Origin of the sequence: Escherichia sp. MOD1-EC6021 (genome assembly GCF_002965245.1) — a bacterium.
Lineage (GTDB): Bacteria > Pseudomonadota > Gammaproteobacteria > Enterobacterales > Enterobacteriaceae > Escherichia > Escherichia coli_F.
The window spans coordinates 107,305-123,730 of the sequence record NZ_PTRU01000014.1 but is presented as its reverse complement, the minus strand read 5'-3'; the positions used below and the strand labels follow the sequence as shown (position 1 = coordinate 123,730).

Genomic DNA, 16,426 nt, shown 5'->3' with positions numbered 1-16,426 from the left:
CGCCGCATCCGGCAATACAAATTTACTCAGCCAGAAAAAGCTCCAGCAGCGAATTTAAAAACAACTTCCCATGTTCCGTTATCTGCCAGTAATCCGCACATTCTGTGAGATAACCCTGAGCAATAGCCTCGTCTAACTGAGGGCGAATAACCTCTTCTGAAAGGCCAGTATACTGGCTAAACTCCACGCGCGGCGCGGCTTCCAGCAGACGGAAGCGATTCATAAAGAACTCAAACGGCTTATCTGCGGCTTCGACATCACGCTGGCTTTCCAGATACCGCCCCTGCATAAAACCACGCGGATGACGCGTTTTGGTGGTACGCAGAATGCGCCCATCCGGGAAGGTGACTTTGCCGTGCGCGCCGCAGCCAATACCGATGTAGTCACCAAATCGCCAGTAGTTGAGATTGTGCTGGCACTGATAACCTGGTTTGGCGTAAGCGGATGTTTCATATTGCTGATAACCCGCAGCCGTTAATAACTGATGCCCTTGCTCGAAGATATCCCACAATGCATCGTCGTCCGGCAGTACAGGAGGGCGTGAGCCAAACAGCGTATTAGGTTCGATGGTCAGTTGATACCAGGAAAGGTGCGGCGGATTCAGTTCAATGGCCTGGCGTAGATCGCCAAGCGCCTCTTCCAGTGATTGATCCGGTAGCCCATGCATCAAATCGAGGTTAAAGCTACGTAACCCTAAACCGCTCGCCAGCTTCGCAGCTCGTTTCGCTTCTTGCGGGCCATGAATGCGCCCAAGTCGTTTCAGCTTTTCTTCGCTAAAACTCTGCACACCAATAGAGATGCGATTCACGCCAGCACGCTGATAATCAACAAAGCGATCGGCTTCTACCGTGCCTGGGTTCGCTTCCATGGTGATTTCTGCATCCGCTGCCAGCGGCAAACGCGCACGCACGCCGTCCAGTAGCGTTTGCATCGCCGGGCCAGAAAGCAGGCTCGGCGTACCGCCGCCAATAAAGATTGTCTGCACTTCACGGCCCTGAGCGTAAGCCACATCGTTGTCCAGATCGTTAAGCAGATGCTGAACATAATCGTCGTGCGGCACTTCTCCTTTCAACGCGTGAGAGTTGAAATCGCAGTACGGGCATTTCTGCACGCACCACGGGATGTGAATGTAGAGACTCAGCGGCGGTAATTTAACCATTTCGTAAAGCGTCCAACAGCAGTTTCAATGCCTGACCACGGTGGGAAATGGCGCTCTTTTCTTCGCGGGTCAGTTCGGCTGCGGTTTTACCTTCGGAAGGCACGAAGAAGATTGGATCATAACCAAAGCCGCCACTACCCGCCGGTTCACGAGTAATCACGCCCGGCCAGCTACCGTGGCACACCAGCGGAGTGGGATCTTCCGCGTGACGCAGATATACCAGCACGCAGTGGAAACGCGCCTGACGTTGGTCGTCCGGTACGTCTTTCAGAGTTTCCAGCAGTTTTTGCAGATTCTTTTGATCGGTCGCGTCTTCACCGGAATAACGTGCGGAGTAAATCCCAGGCGCGCCGCCAAGCACATCTACCGCCAGACCAGAGTCGTCGGCAATTGCTGGTAAACCGGTCACTTTTGCCGCGTGTCGTGCTTTCAGAATCGCGTTTTCGATAAAGGTCAGGCCGGTTTCTTCGGCAGAATCTACGCCGAGGTCTGTTTGGGCCACGATATCAAGACCGAAGTCGCTAAGCAGCGACGCCAGCTCACGCACTTTACCGGCATTGCCGGTTGCGAGGACAACTTTTTGCATAGGATACCTAATTAATTAACGCCGCGATTTCTGGCGGGATTTGTTGCGGATTAATGATTTTAATTTGTTTGTGGCGGCCAAGTTCGCCTTTTTCAATCACCACCTGGCTTTTGGCTACCCGGAATTGCTTGCCGAGAAACTTCACCAGATGGCTGTTGGCCTGGCCGTCAACTGGCGGCGCGGTAATGGCGACTTTTACTTCGTCGCCATGTAAACCGACAATAGAATCACGGCTGGCTTTCGGCTGAATATAAAGCCGTAAAACCAGACCGTCATCGTTAACTGTTACGGCACTCATAACGCCATCCACAGCCCCGGTAGTAGCATATTTCCGGTCGCCTGCAGTACTTCTGCGACACCCATATTAATGACATACAGCAGCAGAACGAGGATCATCGGCGAGAAATCAATCCCACCCATTGCTGGCAGCAGGCGGCGAATCGGGCGCAGCAGTGGATCGGCAAGCTGAATCAGGACGTATTCAATCGGGCTACGACCCTGGCTTACCCAGCTCATAATCGCCATCACCAGCAGGACCCAGAAAATCAACAGGCCGATGGTTTTCAGCAAAATCAGTAAACCAGCAATCCAGATGATCGGCAGGAAAGTCACGACTTTAAACAGCACGATGGCTTTGATAAAACTGAGAATATAGGCAACCAGCAGCGAGGCGCTGTCAATCGGTCCCATTGCCGGAATAACGCGGCGCAGTGGTCCGATAATCGGCTGCGTCACCTTCACCACAAACTGTGAGAAGGGGTTGTAAAAATCACAATGAGCCCACTGCATCCAGATGCGTAATAACAGCACCATGGTATACAGCTCAATGACCGTTGAAAGCAGGAAAGTCAACGTATTCATGGCGTTCCTTTAATTCCTTATTTTTTAGAGTAATCACGCGCACCAAAAATTGCAGTGCCGATACGAACCATCGTGCTACCTGCCGCAATGGCGGCTTCCATATCGTCCGACATTCCCAGAGAGAGCGTGTCGATATGCGGGTAGCGCGTTTTCAGTCCGGCAAATGCTACAGCCATTTGGCGTGCAACTTCAAACTGCCTTACATATTCTGACTCAGGCGCAGGGATCGCCATCAGCCCGCGTAGACGTAAACGCGGTAGTTCAGAGACCGCTGCTGCCAGCTCGTCCAGTTCAGCCAGTTGAATCCCGGACTTACTGTTTTCATCACTAATATTAATTTGAATCAGTACGTTAAGAGGGGGAAGTTCTGCCGGGCGCTGGTCGTTCAGACGGGTAGCGATGCGCAAACGGTCGATGGTATGACACCAGTCGAAATGCTCTGCCACCAGGCGGCTTTTATTAGACTGCAACGGGCCAATAAAATGCCATTCTAATCCTGTTACGCCCAGTTCCTGAAAGTGGCGAATTTTATCTACCCCTTCCTGAACATAGTTTTCACCAAATTGACGCTGCCCGGCATCAATGGCTTCTGCGATGGCGCTCGCAGGTTTTGTTTTACTGACTGCAAGCAGCGTAATTTCTTCTGGAGAACGGCCGCAACGCGTTGCAGCCGCTGAGATTTTGTCCCGGACCTGTGCCAGGTTATGCGCAATATCGTTCATTTTCCGAGGATCTTAGTATGAATATGGAAGAAATTGTGGCCCTTAGTGTAAAGCATAACGTCTCGGATCTACACCTGTGCAGCGCCTGGCCCGCACGATGGCGTATTCGCGGGAGAATGGAAGCTGTGCCGTTTGATGCGCCGGACGTGGAAGAGCTATTGCGGGAGTGGCTGGATGACGATCAGCGGGCAATATTGCTGGAGAATGGTCAGTTAGATTTTGCTGTGTCGCTGGCGGAAAACCAGCGATTGCGCGGCAGTGCGTTCGCGCAACGGCAAGGTATTTCTCTGGCATTACGGTTGTTACCTTCGCACTGCCCGCAGCTCGAACAGCTTGGCGCACCACCGGTATTGCCGGAATTACTCAAGAGCGAGAATGGCCTGATTCTGGTGACGGGGGCGACGGGGAGTGGCAAATCTACCACGCTGGCGGCGATGGTTGGCTATCTCAATCAACATGCCGATGCGCATATTCTGACGCTGGAAGATCCTGTGGAATATCTCTATACCAGTCAGCGATGTTTGATCCAGCAGCGGGAGATTGGTTTGCACTGTATGACGTTCGCATCGGGATTGCGTGCCGCATTGCGGGAAGATCCCGATGTGATATTGCTCGGAGAGCTGCGTGACAGCGAGACAATCCGTCTGGCGCTGACGGCGGCAGAAACCGGGCATCTGGTGCTGGCAACATTACATACGCGTGGTGCGGCGCAGGCAGTTGAGCGACTGGTGGATTCATTTCCTGCGCAGGAAAAAGATCCCGTGCGTAATCAACTGGCCGGGAGCTTGCGGGCAGTGTTGTCACAAAAGCTGGAAGTGGATAAACAGGAAGGAAGAGTAGCGCTGTTTGAATTGCTGATTAACACACCCGCGGTGGGGAATTTGATTCGCGAAGGGAAAACCCACCAGTTACCGCATGTTATTCAAACTGGGCAACAAGTGGGGATGTTAACGTTTCAGCAGAGTTATCAGCAGCGGGTGAAAGAAGGGCGCTTGTGACGTTGCTATGTCTGATACGAATTGTAAACATGCCCGATGCGCAAGCTTATCGGGCCTACAAGGGAAGCGTAACTTTGAATTCGCACTCACCGTAGGTTGGATAAGGCGTTTACGCCGCATCCAACATGAAACAACGAGCACATTGTCAGAAATCTGTGCGCTAGTAAATCGCCTTAATATCCCTGCTCGAAATAACTTTCGAGAATAATAACCGCAGAGGCAGAGTCGACTTTACCTTTGTTGAGCGCCCGATAGCCGCCCTGTTCGAACAGACCGGAGCGCGCTTCCACGGTGCTAAGCCGTTCATCATGGAGCTTAACTTCAACACCAAAACGGCCATGAATACGATTGGCGAATTTACGCGCCCGGGCAGTCAACGGTTGCTCGGTACCGTCCATATTCAGCGGCAAACCGACGATAATTTCGTCAGGTTGCCACTCTTTCAGTAAACGTTCGATAAGGTTCCAGTCCGGCGTACCGTCCTGCGCTTTAATTGCGGGCAGTGGGCGAGCGGTGCCGGTAATGCGTTGGCCGACCGCTACGCCAATGCTTTTGGTGCCGAAGTCGAAGGCGAGTAAGGTTCCACTCATCAGGCGTGCCCCGCAACGCCAGGCATGGTGAGAATATCCACACCAATCAGTTTTGCCGCCTCGCGCCAGCGGTCGGCAATCGGCGTTTTGAACAGAATATTCAGATCTGCCGGGGCCGTTAGCCACGCGTTATCGAGAATTTCTTGTTCCAGTTGACCTTTCTCCCAAGAGGCATAGCCCAGAGCCACCAATATGTCAGACGGTTGTTTATCGGTGCCGAGCGTTTCCAGCACATCGCGGGAAGTGGTCATCACCGTGTTGTCTGAAATGCGAATGCTGGAAGCAAAATTGGAGGGTGGAGTATGCAAAATAAACCCACGATCTTCCGCCAGCGGGCCGCCGAGCATAACCGGTTTATCCAGACGGATTGATTCATCACGCGGCTCCGGCGTGATCTTCAGCTTTTCCAGAATCCCTTCAATTTTGAGATTTTCCAGTGGCTTGTTGACGATGATACCCATTGCACCATTGGCATTATGTTCGCAAATGTAGACCACGGAACGACGGAAAATCGGATCCTGGAGAGCAGGCATGGCAATAAGAAAGTGATGCTGTAAATTCATTGTCAGAGGTTCTGTTTCCTGGTTCAAAAAAGCAACAGCGCCCAGTATGCGGGGAAAGTAGGGCGCTGTCACTCAGAGTCTCAACGAGATCCTTCTCGCTAAGGTGGGTTACTGCTGCTGTAAACGTGCTTCGATGGCATCCATTAACATTCCGGTGATCGACACCGGAAACTCTGCTTCAATCTCACGAATACAGGTTGGGCTGGTGACGTTAATTTCAGTCAGGCGGTCGCCGATGATATCCAGACCAACAAAAATCAGCCCTTTTTCTTTCAGCGTCGGTCCGATCTGACGGGCGATTTTCCAGTCACTCTCCGTTAGCGGACGAGGTTCACCGCGACCACCGGCAGCCAGATTGCCACGGGTTTCGCCCCCCTGCGGAATACGCGCCAGGCAGTACGGCACCGGTTCGCCATCCACCACCAACACGCGTTTGTCGCCATCTTTAATGGCTGGCAGGTAATTTTGCGCCATGCAGTAGCGAGTGCCATGCTCAGTCAGGGTTTCGGCAATCACGCCGAGGTTTGGATCGCCTTCTTTCACGCGGAAAATCGACGCGCCGCCCATACCGTCAAGCGGCTTAAGAATGATGTCGCTGTGTTTCTCCCAGAACGCTTTCAGCTGTGCTTTATTGCGCGTAACCAGCGTTTCTGGCGTTAAGTCAGAGAACCAGGCGGTAAACAGTTTCTCGTTACAGTCGCGCAGGCTTTGCGGCTTGTTAACGATCAGCGTCCCTTTCTCTTCGGCACGTTCCAGAATATAGGTCGCGTAGATAAACTCGGTATCAAACGGCGGGTCTTTACGCATCAGGATCACATCGAGATCGGCCAGCGGCAGATCCTGTTCACCGACGAACGAAAACCACTCTTCGTAGTTCTGCTTCACGTTCAGCGTGCGGGTATGGGCGCGGGCTTCGCCATTGATCAGATACAGATCGCCCATCTCCATATAGTGAAGTTCGTAACCACGACGTTGCGCTTCCAGCAACATAGCGAAACTGGAATCTTTCTTGATGTTGATGCTTGCGATGGGGTCCATCACGATGCCGAGCTTGATCATTATTCTTCTCCGTTAGCCCAAATCGCCAAAACGCACCTGTAGAGCGGTAATGGCGGTGAGCGCAGTTGTCTCTGTACGCAAAACGCGAGGTCCCAACAGGATATCAGTAAATTGATAGCGGGCAGTCATGGCAATTTCATCTGCCGATAAACCGCCTTCCGGGCCAATTAGCAGGCGGACGCGTTCAACCGGTAACGGCAACGTATTGATGCTGTTACTGGCGCGCGGGTGAAGATTCAGTTTCAGTCCTTCATCCTGCTCTGCACACCAGGCTTCCAGATCCATCGCTGGACGGATTTCCGGCACCCGGTTACGACCACACTGCTCACAGGCAGCAATTGCAATCTTCTGCCACTGCTGGAGCTTCTTGTTCAGACGTTCACTATCCAGTTTAACGCCGCAACGCTCAGAAAAAAGTGGCGTAATGAGGCTTACACCGAGTTCGATCGATTTCTGGATCGTAAATTCCATTTTTTCGCCACGCGACATCACCTGACCGAGGTGAATATGCAGCGGAGATTCACGATCGTCGAGTTGGCCTTCCAGCACTTTCACTTCCACGCTTTTTTTGCTGGCGCTGGTAATTTCGGCGTCAAAGACCTGGTTGCTGCCGTCAAATAATTGCAACGCCTGACCCGGCCCCATACGCAGTACGCGCCCGATATGGTTGGCGGCATCTTCGCAAAGCGCGATGTGAGAATGGCTGATCAGTGGTTCAGGATGATAAATGCGGGGGATACGCATAGTTAAAAATCCGCGTCGTCTCCCCACGCGGTTGTACACGTGGGGTAGGGGTTAACAAAAAGAATCCCGCTAGTGTAGGTTAGCTCTTTCGCGCCTGGCAAGCGCGTTGCACATACGGGTTATGATTGCCCTGCACCTTAGCGATGCGTTCATCGCGCTCGCACTCCCAGTCGGTAACCGGATACATCTTGTTCCATGCGTTGAACAGCTGCGTTTGCTGGCGAGAGAGTGTCAGGTTGTATTGGTCGCGCATATAGAAGTAGGTGCGCGCAATGGCACCGCGTGCACGCGCTGGTGGTTCGGCAGCTTTTTCTTTGAAATCGACCTTCATGGCGCATTGACCGTACTGGCCTTCGCCGCCATTCCACTGGCTGTACATAAAGTTGCCGCGATCGCCATTCACCTCGCCGACTGACGGTTGCAGGTTATGCATATCGCTTTCCATCTTGCGATAGACCGGATCTTTGGCACAGTTTTTACGTCCACCGTCCTGCCAGCACTGGCGCTGGTGACCGAACTGCCAGGCGGGAACAACGTGTTCCCACTCTACGCGGCTGGCGCGGTTTTCATTTTTGCGCACCTGATACCCGCACGATTGCAGATCAACAACGCCTTTTTTGCCCTGCCAGTTAATTTTACATCCGCAATAAAACGTACCCGGCGCGTCAGCGTGGACTTTTACCGCCGCGGCTTTCGCCTGAGAAAAACTATTGATACCTTCGGCCAACGTCGGGCCGGAAAATGCTGCGCTCAGTACCACCGCAGCAATAGACAAATAACGGTACATCACTTACTCCGTGTTAAAACGAGCCAGCAACGTAGCGAAAGTTGTTTTGGTATGCAATCAGCCAGATCAGGAAAGTTCCTGATAGTTCAGGTGGTTATTTTGCAATCAGCTGTTCACCGCAATGAACACAGCGATAGACGGCTTCGCCACGAACTACGCGATTATGGCGGCGTACGGTAAGCTGATGTTCCTGGCACTTGCAGCGGTAGGGGAAGGTGTTGCGACGCACGGATTGCAGTTCAAACTGGTGCGTACGACGAGCGGGAACGCCCAGCACGCTTTCCATCATCCATTTCCACTCTTTGCCATGTGGCGCTACGCGGCCGAAATGTTTCCATACCAGCAAATGTGCCAGTTCGTGTGGCACCACTTCTTCAATAAAGGCTTCGCTGTTTTCCAACAGTAAAACCGGATTGAGGCGAATTTCATAGCTTTCAAGCCAGGCTGTTCCGGCGGAGGTTCCGCGCTGGGTGTAAGAGAGTTTTGGCTCCGGGTAGTTACGCCCTAGCTTCAGGTTGGCCTGGGCGAGCTTTTCCCGCAGGCGACGCATAACGGCCTGTTGGATGGCAATAGGGAGACGGGATGTTTTCATAGCGGCAGAGGATAGAGCGAAGAAAAGATGACTGCAAGAGGTGGCTTCCTCCGCGACGGGAGGAAGCCTGAGGAGATTAATCGTGAGCGCCGATTTCGCGCAGTTTACGACCTTTCATCAGATTACGTTCAATATGTTCCAGCGAAACGTGTTTGGTTTCCGGTACCAGCCACAGTGTCAGCAGAATAAACAGTACGTTCAGAGCCGCATACACCCAGAAGGTGTTGGCGTTACCCAGCGTGTTGAGCATAGTCAGGAATGTTGCGCCGACGATCATGTTGGCAATCCAGTTGGTGGCGGTAGAGCAGGTGATGCCAAAATCGCGGCCTTTCAGCGGCTGAATTTCGGAGCACAGTACCCAAATCAGCGGACCGGCACTCATGGCAAAGCCGACAATAAACATCAACAGCATGGCGATGGCGAAATACTGCGCTGACGGAGAGTGGATACCGATATGCATCATTGTACCGAGTATGCCCATGCCAGCAGCCATCACCAGGAAGCCCAGCGTTAGCGTTGGTTTACGTCCCCAGCGGTCAACAAGGCCTATTGCGATAAAGGTGGCGAGTACGTTGGTGAGACCGACGATCACTGTCCCCCACATTTGCTCGGTGGTGTTGGTATAACCCGCCAGTTCGAAGATTTTCGGCGCGTAATACATGATGACGTTCATCCCGGTGAATTGCTGCATTACCTGCAACAGTACGCCAAGGAACACCGCGCGGCGGAAGTTGCTGTTCTCTTTAAACAGCGCCCAGCCACTCTGTTTAACCTGCAAACTTTCACGGATTTCATCCAGTTCGCGTTTCGCTTCCGCACTGGTGTCGCGCAGGCGCAGCAGCACGCGCTCGGCATCAACAAAACGGCGTTTGGCGGCAAACCAACGAGGGCTGTCTGGCAGGAAGAAGACACCAATCAGCAGCAAAATTGCCGGGATGATAATCACACCCAGCATCCAGCGCCATGCACCGGTGTAGCTGAAGGCGGTATCAGAAAGATAAGCACCGAGGATCCCGATAGTGATCATCAACTGATACATCGAGATCATACTGCCGCGAATTTTTTCCGGCGCAATTTCAGAGAGGTAAAGCGGTGCAGTATAAGAGGCCACACCCACCGCCAGCCCCAGCAGAACGCGGGAAAGAATCAGTACTTCAACGTTTGGCGCAGCCGCAGAGAACAGTGAACCGGCAACAAACAGGATTGCGCCGATCATCAAACTCTTTTTGCGCCCGAGTTTAAAGGAGAGCCAGCCGCTGCCCACCGCACCGACTGCCGCACCGAACATCATGGAGCTTACGACCCATTCTTGCGTGTGCGAAGTAATCTGGAATTCATCTGCAATAAACGGCAGTGCGCCAGCAATTACACCGATATCCAGGCCAAAGAGTAATCCCGCCAGAGCGGCAAGGAAGCAGACGAAAAACGTCATTGCCTTGTTTGACCGCCCCTGTTTTTTAGCGTCAGGCATGATGCCCTCCAATATGGTTATTTTTTATTGTGAATTAAGATAGGTGAGTACGACGTAAAAAGATGTGAAGCAAATCACATCAGTGTAATCGCTTACACTAACATTTATCTTAGTTATGATTTAAGTGCATGAAAATAATTGAGTTATATCATCATAGATTAAAGGCTGTTATCTGCAATTAAGACTTTACTGAAAAGAAATGTAACAACTGTGAAAGCCGAATAATAATATGAAAATATTACAAATATTTGGCTGGCGTGGTGGGTGTAATCGGTTTCAGTCGTGATGATAATTTGCGGTAAAACGTGTTGAGGAAGAATGATGTTATTGCGGGCGGTTTTTTGCCGGATGCGGCGTGAATGTCTATCCACCGCGGTGAGGTAAAAGAAAAAGGCCAGCGCGAGGCTGGCCTTTGAAAGCAGGTGAAGAAAGATTACTTCAGACCGGCAGCATCGCGCAGCAGCTGCGCTTTGTCGGTTTTTTCCCACGGGAAATGTTCACGACCAAAGTGACCGTATGCTGCGGTTTCTTTGTAGATCGGGTGCAGCAGATCCAGCATCTGAATCAGACCGTATGGACGCAGGTCAAAGAACTCACGTACCAGCAGAGTCAGTTGTTCAGAAGGCACTTTCTCGGTACCGAAAGTTTCCACCATGATGGAGGTCGGTTCAGCCACGCCGATTGCGTAGGAAACCTGAATTTCACAACGATCGGCCAGGCCAGCCGCAACGATGTTTTTCGCGACATAACGTGCTGCGTACGCAGCGGAACGGTCCACTTTTGATGGATCTTTACCAGAGAATGCACCGCCACCGTGACGTGCCATGCCGCCGTAGGTATCAACGATAATTTTACGACCAGTCAGACCGCAGTCACCCATCGGACCACCGATAACAAAACGACCGGTCGGGTTGATGAAGAACTTGGTTGCAGAAGTCATCCATTCAGCGGGCAGAATCGGCTTGATGATCTCTTCCATCACCGCTTCTTGCAGCGATTTCTGGTCGATCTCTTCAGAGTGCTGAGTGGAAAGCACGACAGCATCGATACCAACGATTTTGCCGTCGTCATACTGGAAAGTCACCTGGCTTTTCGCGTCCGGGCGCAGCCACGGCAGAGTGCCGTTTTTACGTACTTCAGCCTGACGCTGAACCAGACGGTGTGCATAGGTGATAGGCGCTGGCATCAGCACGTCGGTTTCATTGGTTGCGTAGCCAAACATCAGGCCCTGGTCGCCCGCGCCCTGTTCCAGCGGATCGGCACGGTCGACGCCCTGGTTGATATCAGGGGACTGTTTACCGATAGCGCTCAGGACCGCACAGGAGTTAGCGTCAAAGCCCATGTCGGAATGCACATAGCCAATTTCGCGAACGGTGTTACGGGTGATCTCTTCGATGTCTACCCAGGCGCTGGTGGTGATTTCACCGCCAACTAAAACCATGCCGGTTTTTACGTAGGTTTCGCAAGCAACACGTGCTTTCGGATCCTGTTCGAGGATCGCGTCTAAAACGGCATCAGAGATTTGGTCAGCAATTTTGTCAGGATGCCCTTCAGAGACGGACTCGGACGTAAAAAGGTGTTTTGCCATATTTAATATCACCTAAAGAGAATTTGGTTAGCTCAAACTGTTGTGTGGATTTTCTGTGGTAGCGGATCCTACCACGACTCTGCAGGTTAAAAACACTGGCAGTCTGAGTGTTAATCGGTATGGATGGATTAACATCTGGATGGCTATTTTAGGTCAGTTCTTCACCCAATTTCCACTTTTTTTTGAATCGTGTCTCATTCTGTTAAAAACGTGGCTGGAAATTTTTCCTGACAATGCTGGCATTCTGCGTATTTATCTTTTGCAATTTTCTGCCATTGTGGGGTATAAAACGCGGCGCGCGGCTTAAATAAAAAGCACACGACGTTTCTTTCGTGTTGCCACTTCCAGCCGGGTTGAAATCAGAGTTTTGGCTTGTGGGTTCGTCTTAACAGGCGGCCGTGGAGGTGATACGAAATAATGAACCGTTGTCTGCTGCTTAACCTGTCTCACCGTTCTGGTGAAGATTCGTTCCCCGCACTCTGCATCTCTGCTTTGCATACCTGCCGATGTTATACCCATCTCGGCGCTTCTCAGGATTCAAGAGCTGGTTACAGTTACTGAGGACTGAACAAGGGCGCTCTTGTAAAAACAAGAGTTTTCTCGTGGTTTCGCCGAACTGTCACACTTACGTTCGGTTATGTGTTTAATAATGTTATGAAAAAGAAACCGGTTGCGCAGTCGGAGCGTCAGCATACTTTGCTGGAAAATCCGTGTGCTTATGGGTTGTTATCGCAGTCCCAGGCTGCGATAGTCGTTAACTGTTTTACACTTAATAAAATAATTTGAGGTTCGCTATGTCTGACGACATGTCTATGAGTTTGCCTTCGTCAGCGGGCGAACACGGTGTACTACGCTCCATGCAGGAGGTTGCAATGAGCTCCCAGGAAGCCAGCAAGATGCTGCGTACTTACAATATTGCCTGGTGGGGCAATAACTATTATGACGTTAACGAGCTGGGCCACATTAGCGTGTGCCCGGACCCGGACGTCCCGGAAGCTCGCGTCGATCTCGCGCAGTTAGTGAAAACTCGTGAAGCACAGGGTCAGCGTCTGCCTGCACTGTTCTGTTTCCCACAGATCCTGCAGCACCGTTTGCGTTCCATTAACGCCGCGTTCAAACGTGCGCGGGAATCCTACGGCTATAACGGCGATTACTTCCTCGTTTACCCGATCAAAGTTAACCAGCACCGCCGCGTGATTGAATCCCTGATTCATTCAGGCGAACCGCTGGGCCTGGAAGCCGGTTCCAAAGCTGAGTTGATGGCGGTACTGGCGCATGCTGGCATGACCCGTAGCGTCATCGTCTGCAATGGTTATAAAGACCGCGAATATATCCGCCTGGCATTAATTGGCGAGAAGATGGGCCATAAGGTCTATCTGGTCATTGAGAAGATGTCAGAAATCGCCATTGTGCTGGATGAAGCAGAACGTCTGAATGTCGTTCCTCGTCTGGGCGTGCGCGCGCGTCTGGCGTCTCAAGGTTCTGGCAAATGGCAGTCTTCTGGCGGGGAAAAATCGAAGTTCGGCCTGGCGGCGACTCAGGTACTGCAACTGGTTGAAACCCTGCGTGAAGCCGGACGTCTCGACAGCCTGCAACTGCTGCACTTCCACCTCGGTTCGCAGATGGCGAATATTCGCGATATCGCCACGGGCGTTCGTGAATCCGCGCGTTTCTATGTGGAACTGCACAAGCTGGGCGTCAATATTCAGTGCTTTGATGTCGGCGGCGGTCTGGGTGTGGACTATGAAGGTACTCGTTCGCAGTCCGACTGTTCAGTGAATTACGGCCTCAATGAATACGCCAACAACATCATTTGGGCGATTGGCGATGCGTGTGAAGAAAATGGTCTGCCGCATCCGACAGTAATCACCGAATCAGGTCGTGCGGTGACTGCGCATCACACCGTGCTGGTGTCGAATATCATCGGCGTGGAACGTAACGAATACACGATGCCGACCGCGCCAGCAGAAGACGCGCCGCGCGCGCTGCAAAGCATGTGGGAAACCTGGCAGGAGATGCACGAACCGGGAACTCGCCGTTCTCTGCGTGAGTGGTTACATGACAGCCAGATGGACTTGCACGATATTCATATCGGCTATTCTTCGGGCACCTACAACCTGCAAGAACGCGCGTGGGCTGAGCAGCTTTATTTGAGCATGTGTCATGAAGTGCAAAAGCAGCTGGATCCGCAAAACCGCGCACATCGCCCGATTATCGACGAATTGCAGGAACGTATGGCGGACAAAATGTACGTCAACTTCTCGCTGTTCCAGTCGATGCCGGACGCATGGGGGATCGACCAGTTGTTCCCGGTTCTGCCGCTGGAAGGGCTGAATCAAGTTCCGGAGCGGCGCGCCGTGCTGCTGGATATTACCTGTGACTCTGACGGTGCCATCGACCACTATATCGATGGTGATGGTATTGCCACGACAATGCCTATGCCGGAGTACGATCCAGAGAATCCGCCGATGCTCGGTTTCTTTATGGTCGGCGCATATCAGGAGATCCTCGGCAACATGCACAACCTGTTTGGTGATACCGAAGCGGTTGATGTGTTCGTCTTCCCTGATGGTAGCGTAGAAGTGGAACTGTCTGACGAAGGCGATACCGTGGCGGACATGCTGCAATATGTACAGCTCGATCCGAAAACGCTGTTAACCCAGTTCCGTGATCAAGTGAAGAAAACCGATCTTGATGCTGAACTGCAACAACAGTTCCTGGAAGAGTTCGAGGCAGGTTTGTACGGTTATACCTATCTTGAAGATGAATAATTAAGATTATTCCGCTATCGGGTCGATTTATTTACGTAAATCGGCCCGCTTTCTTTTTATATATTCTTAAAAATAATTTAGCTGCTTTCCTTATTGAATAATCTCCCTACAATCGCTGCATTAATTAAATGCAGAGGGAACGGTTATGAAAAAATGGAAAGTACGTAGCGCGTTGGTGGCATTAGTCGTGCTGCTGGCCGGTTGTTCCAGTAATGCGCAGTATAATAGCAGTGCATCGGGCAATGTCGGCACCGCCTGGGGTGGGGATGTGCACTCAACGGTACAGGGCGTAACTGCTGAACGAGCCTGGCGCGATCCGGCAGAGATGATCGTTATTAGTTATTCGACTAATGTTCCTTCCGGCTACGACCGCGTTTATAGCATTCGTATTAACGAACTTGAATATGCTATTCGCGATGGTAATTTTAATTCTCTACCTATTACGCGGGTTTATAATTCATCAGGTAAAGAACTACGCTATATAGTCCATGCCAGAGTAGGAATGAATTACCAATTATATGTCCGCAATTACAGTCGTAACACCAACTACGAGATCGTTGCGACAGTTGATGGCCTGGATGTTCTCAATGGTAAACAAGGTTCCCTGAATAACAACGGCTATATTGTGAATGCCGGGGATTCGTTGGCGATTAAAGGATTCCGCAAAGATAAACATACCGAAGCGGCTTTTCAGTTCGCCAACGTTGCGGATTCCTACGCAGCCAATTCGGCGCAAGGCGATGTGCGTAATACCGGTGTAATCGGCTTTGCCGCCTTTGAATTACAAGGCCCGGCGCAAAATGCGCTGCCACCGTGCTCTGGACAAGCGTTTCCGGCGGACAACAATGGCTATGCGCCGCCACCGTGTCGGAAATAGTAACCTCGCTTGATGCCTCGCCCATTTAAGGCGATAATTAGCACAAAATTGTGTTTCGCAAATCCAACCCTTCCTCGTCGGGCCTAACGACGCGGAAGGGTTTTTTTATATCGACTTTGTAATAGGAGTCCACCCATGAGCACCTTAGGTCATCAATACGATAACTCACTGGTTTCCAACGCCTTTGGTTTTTTACGCCTGCCGATGAACTTCCAGCCGTATGACAGCGATGCTGACTGGGTAATTACCGGCGTGCCGTTCGATATGGCTACTTCTGGTCGTGCGGGTGGACGCCACGGTCCGGCGGCGATCCGTCAGGTTTCGACGAATCTGGCCTGGGAACACAACCGCTTCCCGTGGAATTTCGACATGCGCGAGCGTCTGAACGTGGTGGACTGCGGCGATCTGGTGTATGCCTTCGGCGATGCTCGTGAGATGAGCGAGAAGCTGCAGGCGCATGCTGAAAAGCTGCTGGCTGCCGGTAAGCGTATGCTCTCCTTCGGTGGTGACCACTTTGTTACCCTGCCGCTGCTGCGTGCTCATGCGAAGCATTTCGGCAAAATGGCGCTGGTACACTTTGACGCCCACACCGATACCTATGCGAACGGTTGTGAATTTGACCACGGCACCATGTTCTATACCGCGCCGAAAGAAGGTCTGATCGACCCGAATCACTCCGTACAGATTGGTATTCGTACCGAGTTTGATAAAGACAACGGCTTTACCGTACTGGACGCCTGCCAGGTGAACGATCGCAGCGTGGATGACGTTATCGCCCAGGTGAAACAGATTGTAGGTGATATGCCAGTTTACCTGACCTTTGATATCGACTGCCTGGATCCTGCTTTCGCGCCGGGCACCGGTACGCCGGTGATTGGCGGCCTGACCTCCGATCGCGCCATTAAACTGGTACGCGGCCTGAAAGATCTCAACATTGTTGGGATGGACGTAGTGGAAGTGGCTCCGGCATACGATCAGTCGGAAATCACCGCTCTGGCAGCAGCGACGCTGGCGCTGGAGATGCTGTATATTCAGGCGGCGAAAAAGGGCGAGTAAGC

General features: G+C 52.0%; 20 protein-coding genes. 7 read left to right on the top strand and 13 right to left on the bottom strand.

The window, feature by feature from the left end; all coding sequences use genetic code 11:
- Window positions 1–22: 22 nt before the first annotated feature.
- From hemW to yggS, 5 genes are read right to left on the bottom strand one after another with little or no spacing between them, the layout of a single operon-like run.
- Window positions 23–1,159 (bottom strand): radical SAM family heme chaperone HemW, encoded by a 1,137-nt coding sequence (gene hemW / locus BEB54_RS16960; RefSeq protein WP_000239964.1) that lies wholly within the window; start codon window positions 1,157–1,159, stop codon window positions 23–25.
- The gene (locus tag BEB54_RS16955; RefSeq protein ID WP_105282238.1) at window positions 1,152–1,745 is read right to left on the bottom strand and encodes an XTP/dITP diphosphatase; all 594 of its coding nucleotides are present in this window, start codon (window positions 1,743–1,745) and stop codon (window positions 1,152–1,154) included. Before BEB54_RS16955 ends, hemW begins: the two co-directional genes overlap by 8 nt.
- 7 nt (window positions 1,746–1,752) lie before the next feature.
- A complete protein-coding gene (yggU, locus tag BEB54_RS16950; protein WP_001277222.1) occupies window positions 1,753–2,043 on the bottom strand; it encodes a DUF167 family protein YggU in 291 nt (96 codons plus the stop codon).
- Entirely contained in the window at window positions 2,040–2,606 is a 567-nt protein-coding gene (gene yggT, locus BEB54_RS16945) for an osmotic shock tolerance protein YggT (protein WP_001094831.1), read from the bottom strand. The genes yggU and yggT overlap by 4 nt, the downstream gene beginning before the upstream one ends.
- A gap of 17 nt (window positions 2,607–2,623) precedes the next feature.
- On the bottom strand, window positions 2,624–3,328 hold the full coding sequence (yggS, locus tag BEB54_RS16940) for a pyridoxal phosphate homeostasis protein (RefSeq protein WP_000997797.1): 705 nt from the start codon (window positions 3,326–3,328) through the stop codon (window positions 2,624–2,626).
- 17 nt (window positions 3,329–3,345) lie between these two features.
- Between yggS and BEB54_RS16935 the strand changes: the two genes are divergently transcribed.
- Complete coding sequence (locus BEB54_RS16935; protein ID WP_105276723.1) at window positions 3,346–4,326, top strand: PilT/PilU family type 4a pilus ATPase; 981 nt, start codon at window positions 3,346–3,348, stop codon at window positions 4,324–4,326.
- Between the two features lie 173 nt (window positions 4,327–4,499).
- Here BEB54_RS16935 and ruvX read toward each other — a convergent pair whose 3' ends face one another.
- The 8 genes from ruvX to metK all read right to left on the bottom strand — a co-directional run bounded on the left by ruvX (window position 4,500) and on the right by metK (window position 11,720).
- Window positions 4,500–4,916, bottom strand: coding sequence for a Holliday junction resolvase RuvX (ruvX, locus tag BEB54_RS16930; protein ID WP_000017111.1), 417 nt, complete (start codon window positions 4,914–4,916; stop codon window positions 4,500–4,502).
- Window positions 4,916–5,479 carry a YqgE/AlgH family protein gene (locus tag BEB54_RS16925; protein ID WP_105276722.1) on the bottom strand — a complete coding sequence of 188 codons (564 nt, stop codon included), beginning with the start codon at window positions 5,477–5,479 and terminating at the stop codon, window positions 4,916–4,918. Before BEB54_RS16925 ends, ruvX begins: the two co-directional genes overlap by 1 nt.
- Window positions 5,480–5,587: 108 nt before the next feature.
- Window positions 5,588–6,538 carry a glutathione synthase gene (gene gshB / locus BEB54_RS16920; protein WP_000593299.1) on the bottom strand — a complete coding sequence of 317 codons (951 nt, stop codon included), beginning with the start codon at window positions 6,536–6,538 and terminating at the stop codon, window positions 5,588–5,590.
- Window positions 6,539–6,550: 12 nt separating this feature from the next.
- Window positions 6,551–7,282 carry a 16S rRNA (uracil(1498)-N(3))-methyltransferase gene (gene rsmE / locus BEB54_RS16915; protein WP_077507523.1) on the bottom strand — a complete coding sequence of 244 codons (732 nt, stop codon included), beginning with the start codon at window positions 7,280–7,282 and terminating at the stop codon, window positions 6,551–6,553.
- A 79-nt stretch (window positions 7,283–7,361) separates the two neighbouring features.
- Window positions 7,362–8,069, bottom strand: a complete 708-nt coding sequence (endA, locus tag BEB54_RS16910) for a deoxyribonuclease I (RefSeq protein ID WP_000286517.1) — start codon at window positions 8,067–8,069, stop codon at window positions 7,362–7,364.
- Window positions 8,070–8,163: 94 nt separating this feature from the next.
- Window positions 8,164–8,661: a SprT family zinc-dependent metalloprotease gene (locus BEB54_RS16905; protein WP_001296359.1), complete on the bottom strand. Its 498-nt coding sequence runs from the start codon at window positions 8,659–8,661 to the stop codon at window positions 8,164–8,166.
- 76 nt (window positions 8,662–8,737) lie between these two features.
- A complete protein-coding gene (gene galP / locus BEB54_RS16900) occupies window positions 8,738–10,132 on the bottom strand; it encodes a galactose/proton symporter (protein WP_001352953.1) in 1,395 nt (464 codons plus the stop codon).
- 433 nt (window positions 10,133–10,565) lie between these two features.
- Entirely contained in the window at window positions 10,566–11,720 is a 1,155-nt protein-coding gene (gene metK, locus BEB54_RS16895; RefSeq protein WP_105276721.1) for a methionine adenosyltransferase, read from the bottom strand.
- A 55-nt stretch (window positions 11,721–11,775) separates the two neighbouring features.
- On the opposite strand from metK, the gene yqgD reads away from it, so the two are divergent.
- The 6 genes from yqgD to speB all read left to right on the top strand — a co-directional run bounded on the left by yqgD (window position 11,776) and on the right by speB (window position 16,424).
- Window positions 11,776–12,027, top strand: coding sequence for a protein YqgD (gene yqgD / locus BEB54_RS29715; protein WP_001305310.1), 252 nt, complete (start codon window positions 11,776–11,778; stop codon window positions 12,025–12,027).
- 110 nt (window positions 12,028–12,137) lie between these two features.
- Window positions 12,138–12,281 carry a protein YqgG gene (gene yqgG / locus BEB54_RS29710; protein ID WP_001297404.1) on the top strand — a complete coding sequence of 48 codons (144 nt, stop codon included), beginning with the start codon at window positions 12,138–12,140 and terminating at the stop codon, window positions 12,279–12,281.
- Between the two features lie 93 nt (window positions 12,282–12,374).
- On the top strand, window positions 12,375–12,506 hold the full coding sequence (gene yqgB / locus BEB54_RS16880) for an acid stress response protein YqgB (RefSeq protein ID WP_001360961.1): 132 nt from the start codon (window positions 12,375–12,377) through the stop codon (window positions 12,504–12,506).
- An 8-nt stretch (window positions 12,507–12,514) separates the two neighbouring features.
- On the top strand, window positions 12,515–14,491 hold the full coding sequence (speA, locus tag BEB54_RS16875) for a biosynthetic arginine decarboxylase (protein WP_103253869.1): 1,977 nt from the start codon (window positions 12,515–12,517) through the stop codon (window positions 14,489–14,491).
- A gap of 145 nt (window positions 14,492–14,636) precedes the next feature.
- Window positions 14,637–15,368: a hypothetical protein gene (locus BEB54_RS16870; RefSeq protein WP_000758926.1), complete on the top strand. Its 732-nt coding sequence runs from the start codon at window positions 14,637–14,639 to the stop codon at window positions 15,366–15,368.
- A gap of 135 nt (window positions 15,369–15,503) precedes the next feature.
- Complete coding sequence (gene speB / locus BEB54_RS16865; RefSeq protein ID WP_000105566.1) at window positions 15,504–16,424, top strand: agmatinase; 921 nt, start codon at window positions 15,504–15,506, stop codon at window positions 16,422–16,424.
- The last annotated feature ends 2 nt before the right edge of the window (window positions 16,425–16,426 follow it).

Coding starts and splice junctions, on each gene's coding strand:
- yggS (WP_000997797.1), bottom strand. CDS start 3,328: ATGAACGATATTGCGCATAACCTGGCACAGGTCCGGGACAAAATCTCA.
- yggU (WP_001277222.1), bottom strand. CDS start 2,043: ATGAGTGCCGTAACAGTTAACGATGACGGTCTGGTTTTACGGCTTTAT.
- metK (WP_105276721.1), bottom strand. CDS start 11,720: ATGGCAAAACACCTTTTTACGTCCGAGTCCGTCTCTGAAGGGCATCCT.
- speB (WP_000105566.1), top strand. CDS start 15,504: ATGAGCACCTTAGGTCATCAATACGATAACTCACTGGTTTCCAACGCC.
- BEB54_RS16870 (WP_000758926.1), top strand. CDS start 14,637: ATGAAAAAATGGAAAGTACGTAGCGCGTTGGTGGCATTAGTCGTGCTG.
- BEB54_RS16925 (WP_105276722.1), bottom strand. CDS start 5,479: ATGAATTTACAGCATCACTTTCTTATTGCCATGCCTGCTCTCCAGGAT.
- speA (WP_103253869.1), top strand. CDS start 12,515: ATGTCTGACGACATGTCTATGAGTTTGCCTTCGTCAGCGGGCGAACAC.
- galP (WP_001352953.1), bottom strand. CDS start 10,132: ATGCCTGACGCTAAAAAACAGGGGCGGTCAAACAAGGCAATGACGTTT.
- ruvX (WP_000017111.1), bottom strand. CDS start 4,916: ATGAGTGGAACCTTACTCGCCTTCGACTTCGGCACCAAAAGCATTGGC.
- rsmE (WP_077507523.1), bottom strand. CDS start 7,282: ATGCGTATCCCCCGCATTTATCATCCTGAACCACTGATCAGCCATTCT.
- BEB54_RS16935 (WP_105276723.1), top strand. CDS start 3,346: ATGAATATGGAAGAAATTGTGGCCCTTAGTGTAAAGCATAACGTCTCG.
- BEB54_RS16905 (WP_001296359.1), bottom strand. CDS start 8,661: ATGAAAACATCCCGTCTCCCTATTGCCATCCAACAGGCCGTTATGCGT.
- yqgB (WP_001360961.1), top strand. CDS start 12,375: ATGAAAAAGAAACCGGTTGCGCAGTCGGAGCGTCAGCATACTTTGCTG.
- yggT (WP_001094831.1), bottom strand. CDS start 2,606: ATGAATACGTTGACTTTCCTGCTTTCAACGGTCATTGAGCTGTATACC.
- yqgG (WP_001297404.1), top strand. CDS start 12,138: ATGAACCGTTGTCTGCTGCTTAACCTGTCTCACCGTTCTGGTGAAGAT.
- endA (WP_000286517.1), bottom strand. CDS start 8,069: ATGTACCGTTATTTGTCTATTGCTGCGGTGGTACTGAGCGCAGCATTT.
- hemW (WP_000239964.1), bottom strand. CDS start 1,159: ATGGTTAAATTACCGCCGCTGAGTCTCTACATTCACATCCCGTGGTGC.
- BEB54_RS16955 (WP_105282238.1), bottom strand. CDS start 1,745: ATGCAAAAAGTTGTCCTCGCAACCGGCAATGCCGGTAAAGTGCGTGAG.
- gshB (WP_000593299.1), bottom strand. CDS start 6,538: ATGATCAAGCTCGGCATCGTGATGGACCCCATCGCAAGCATCAACATC.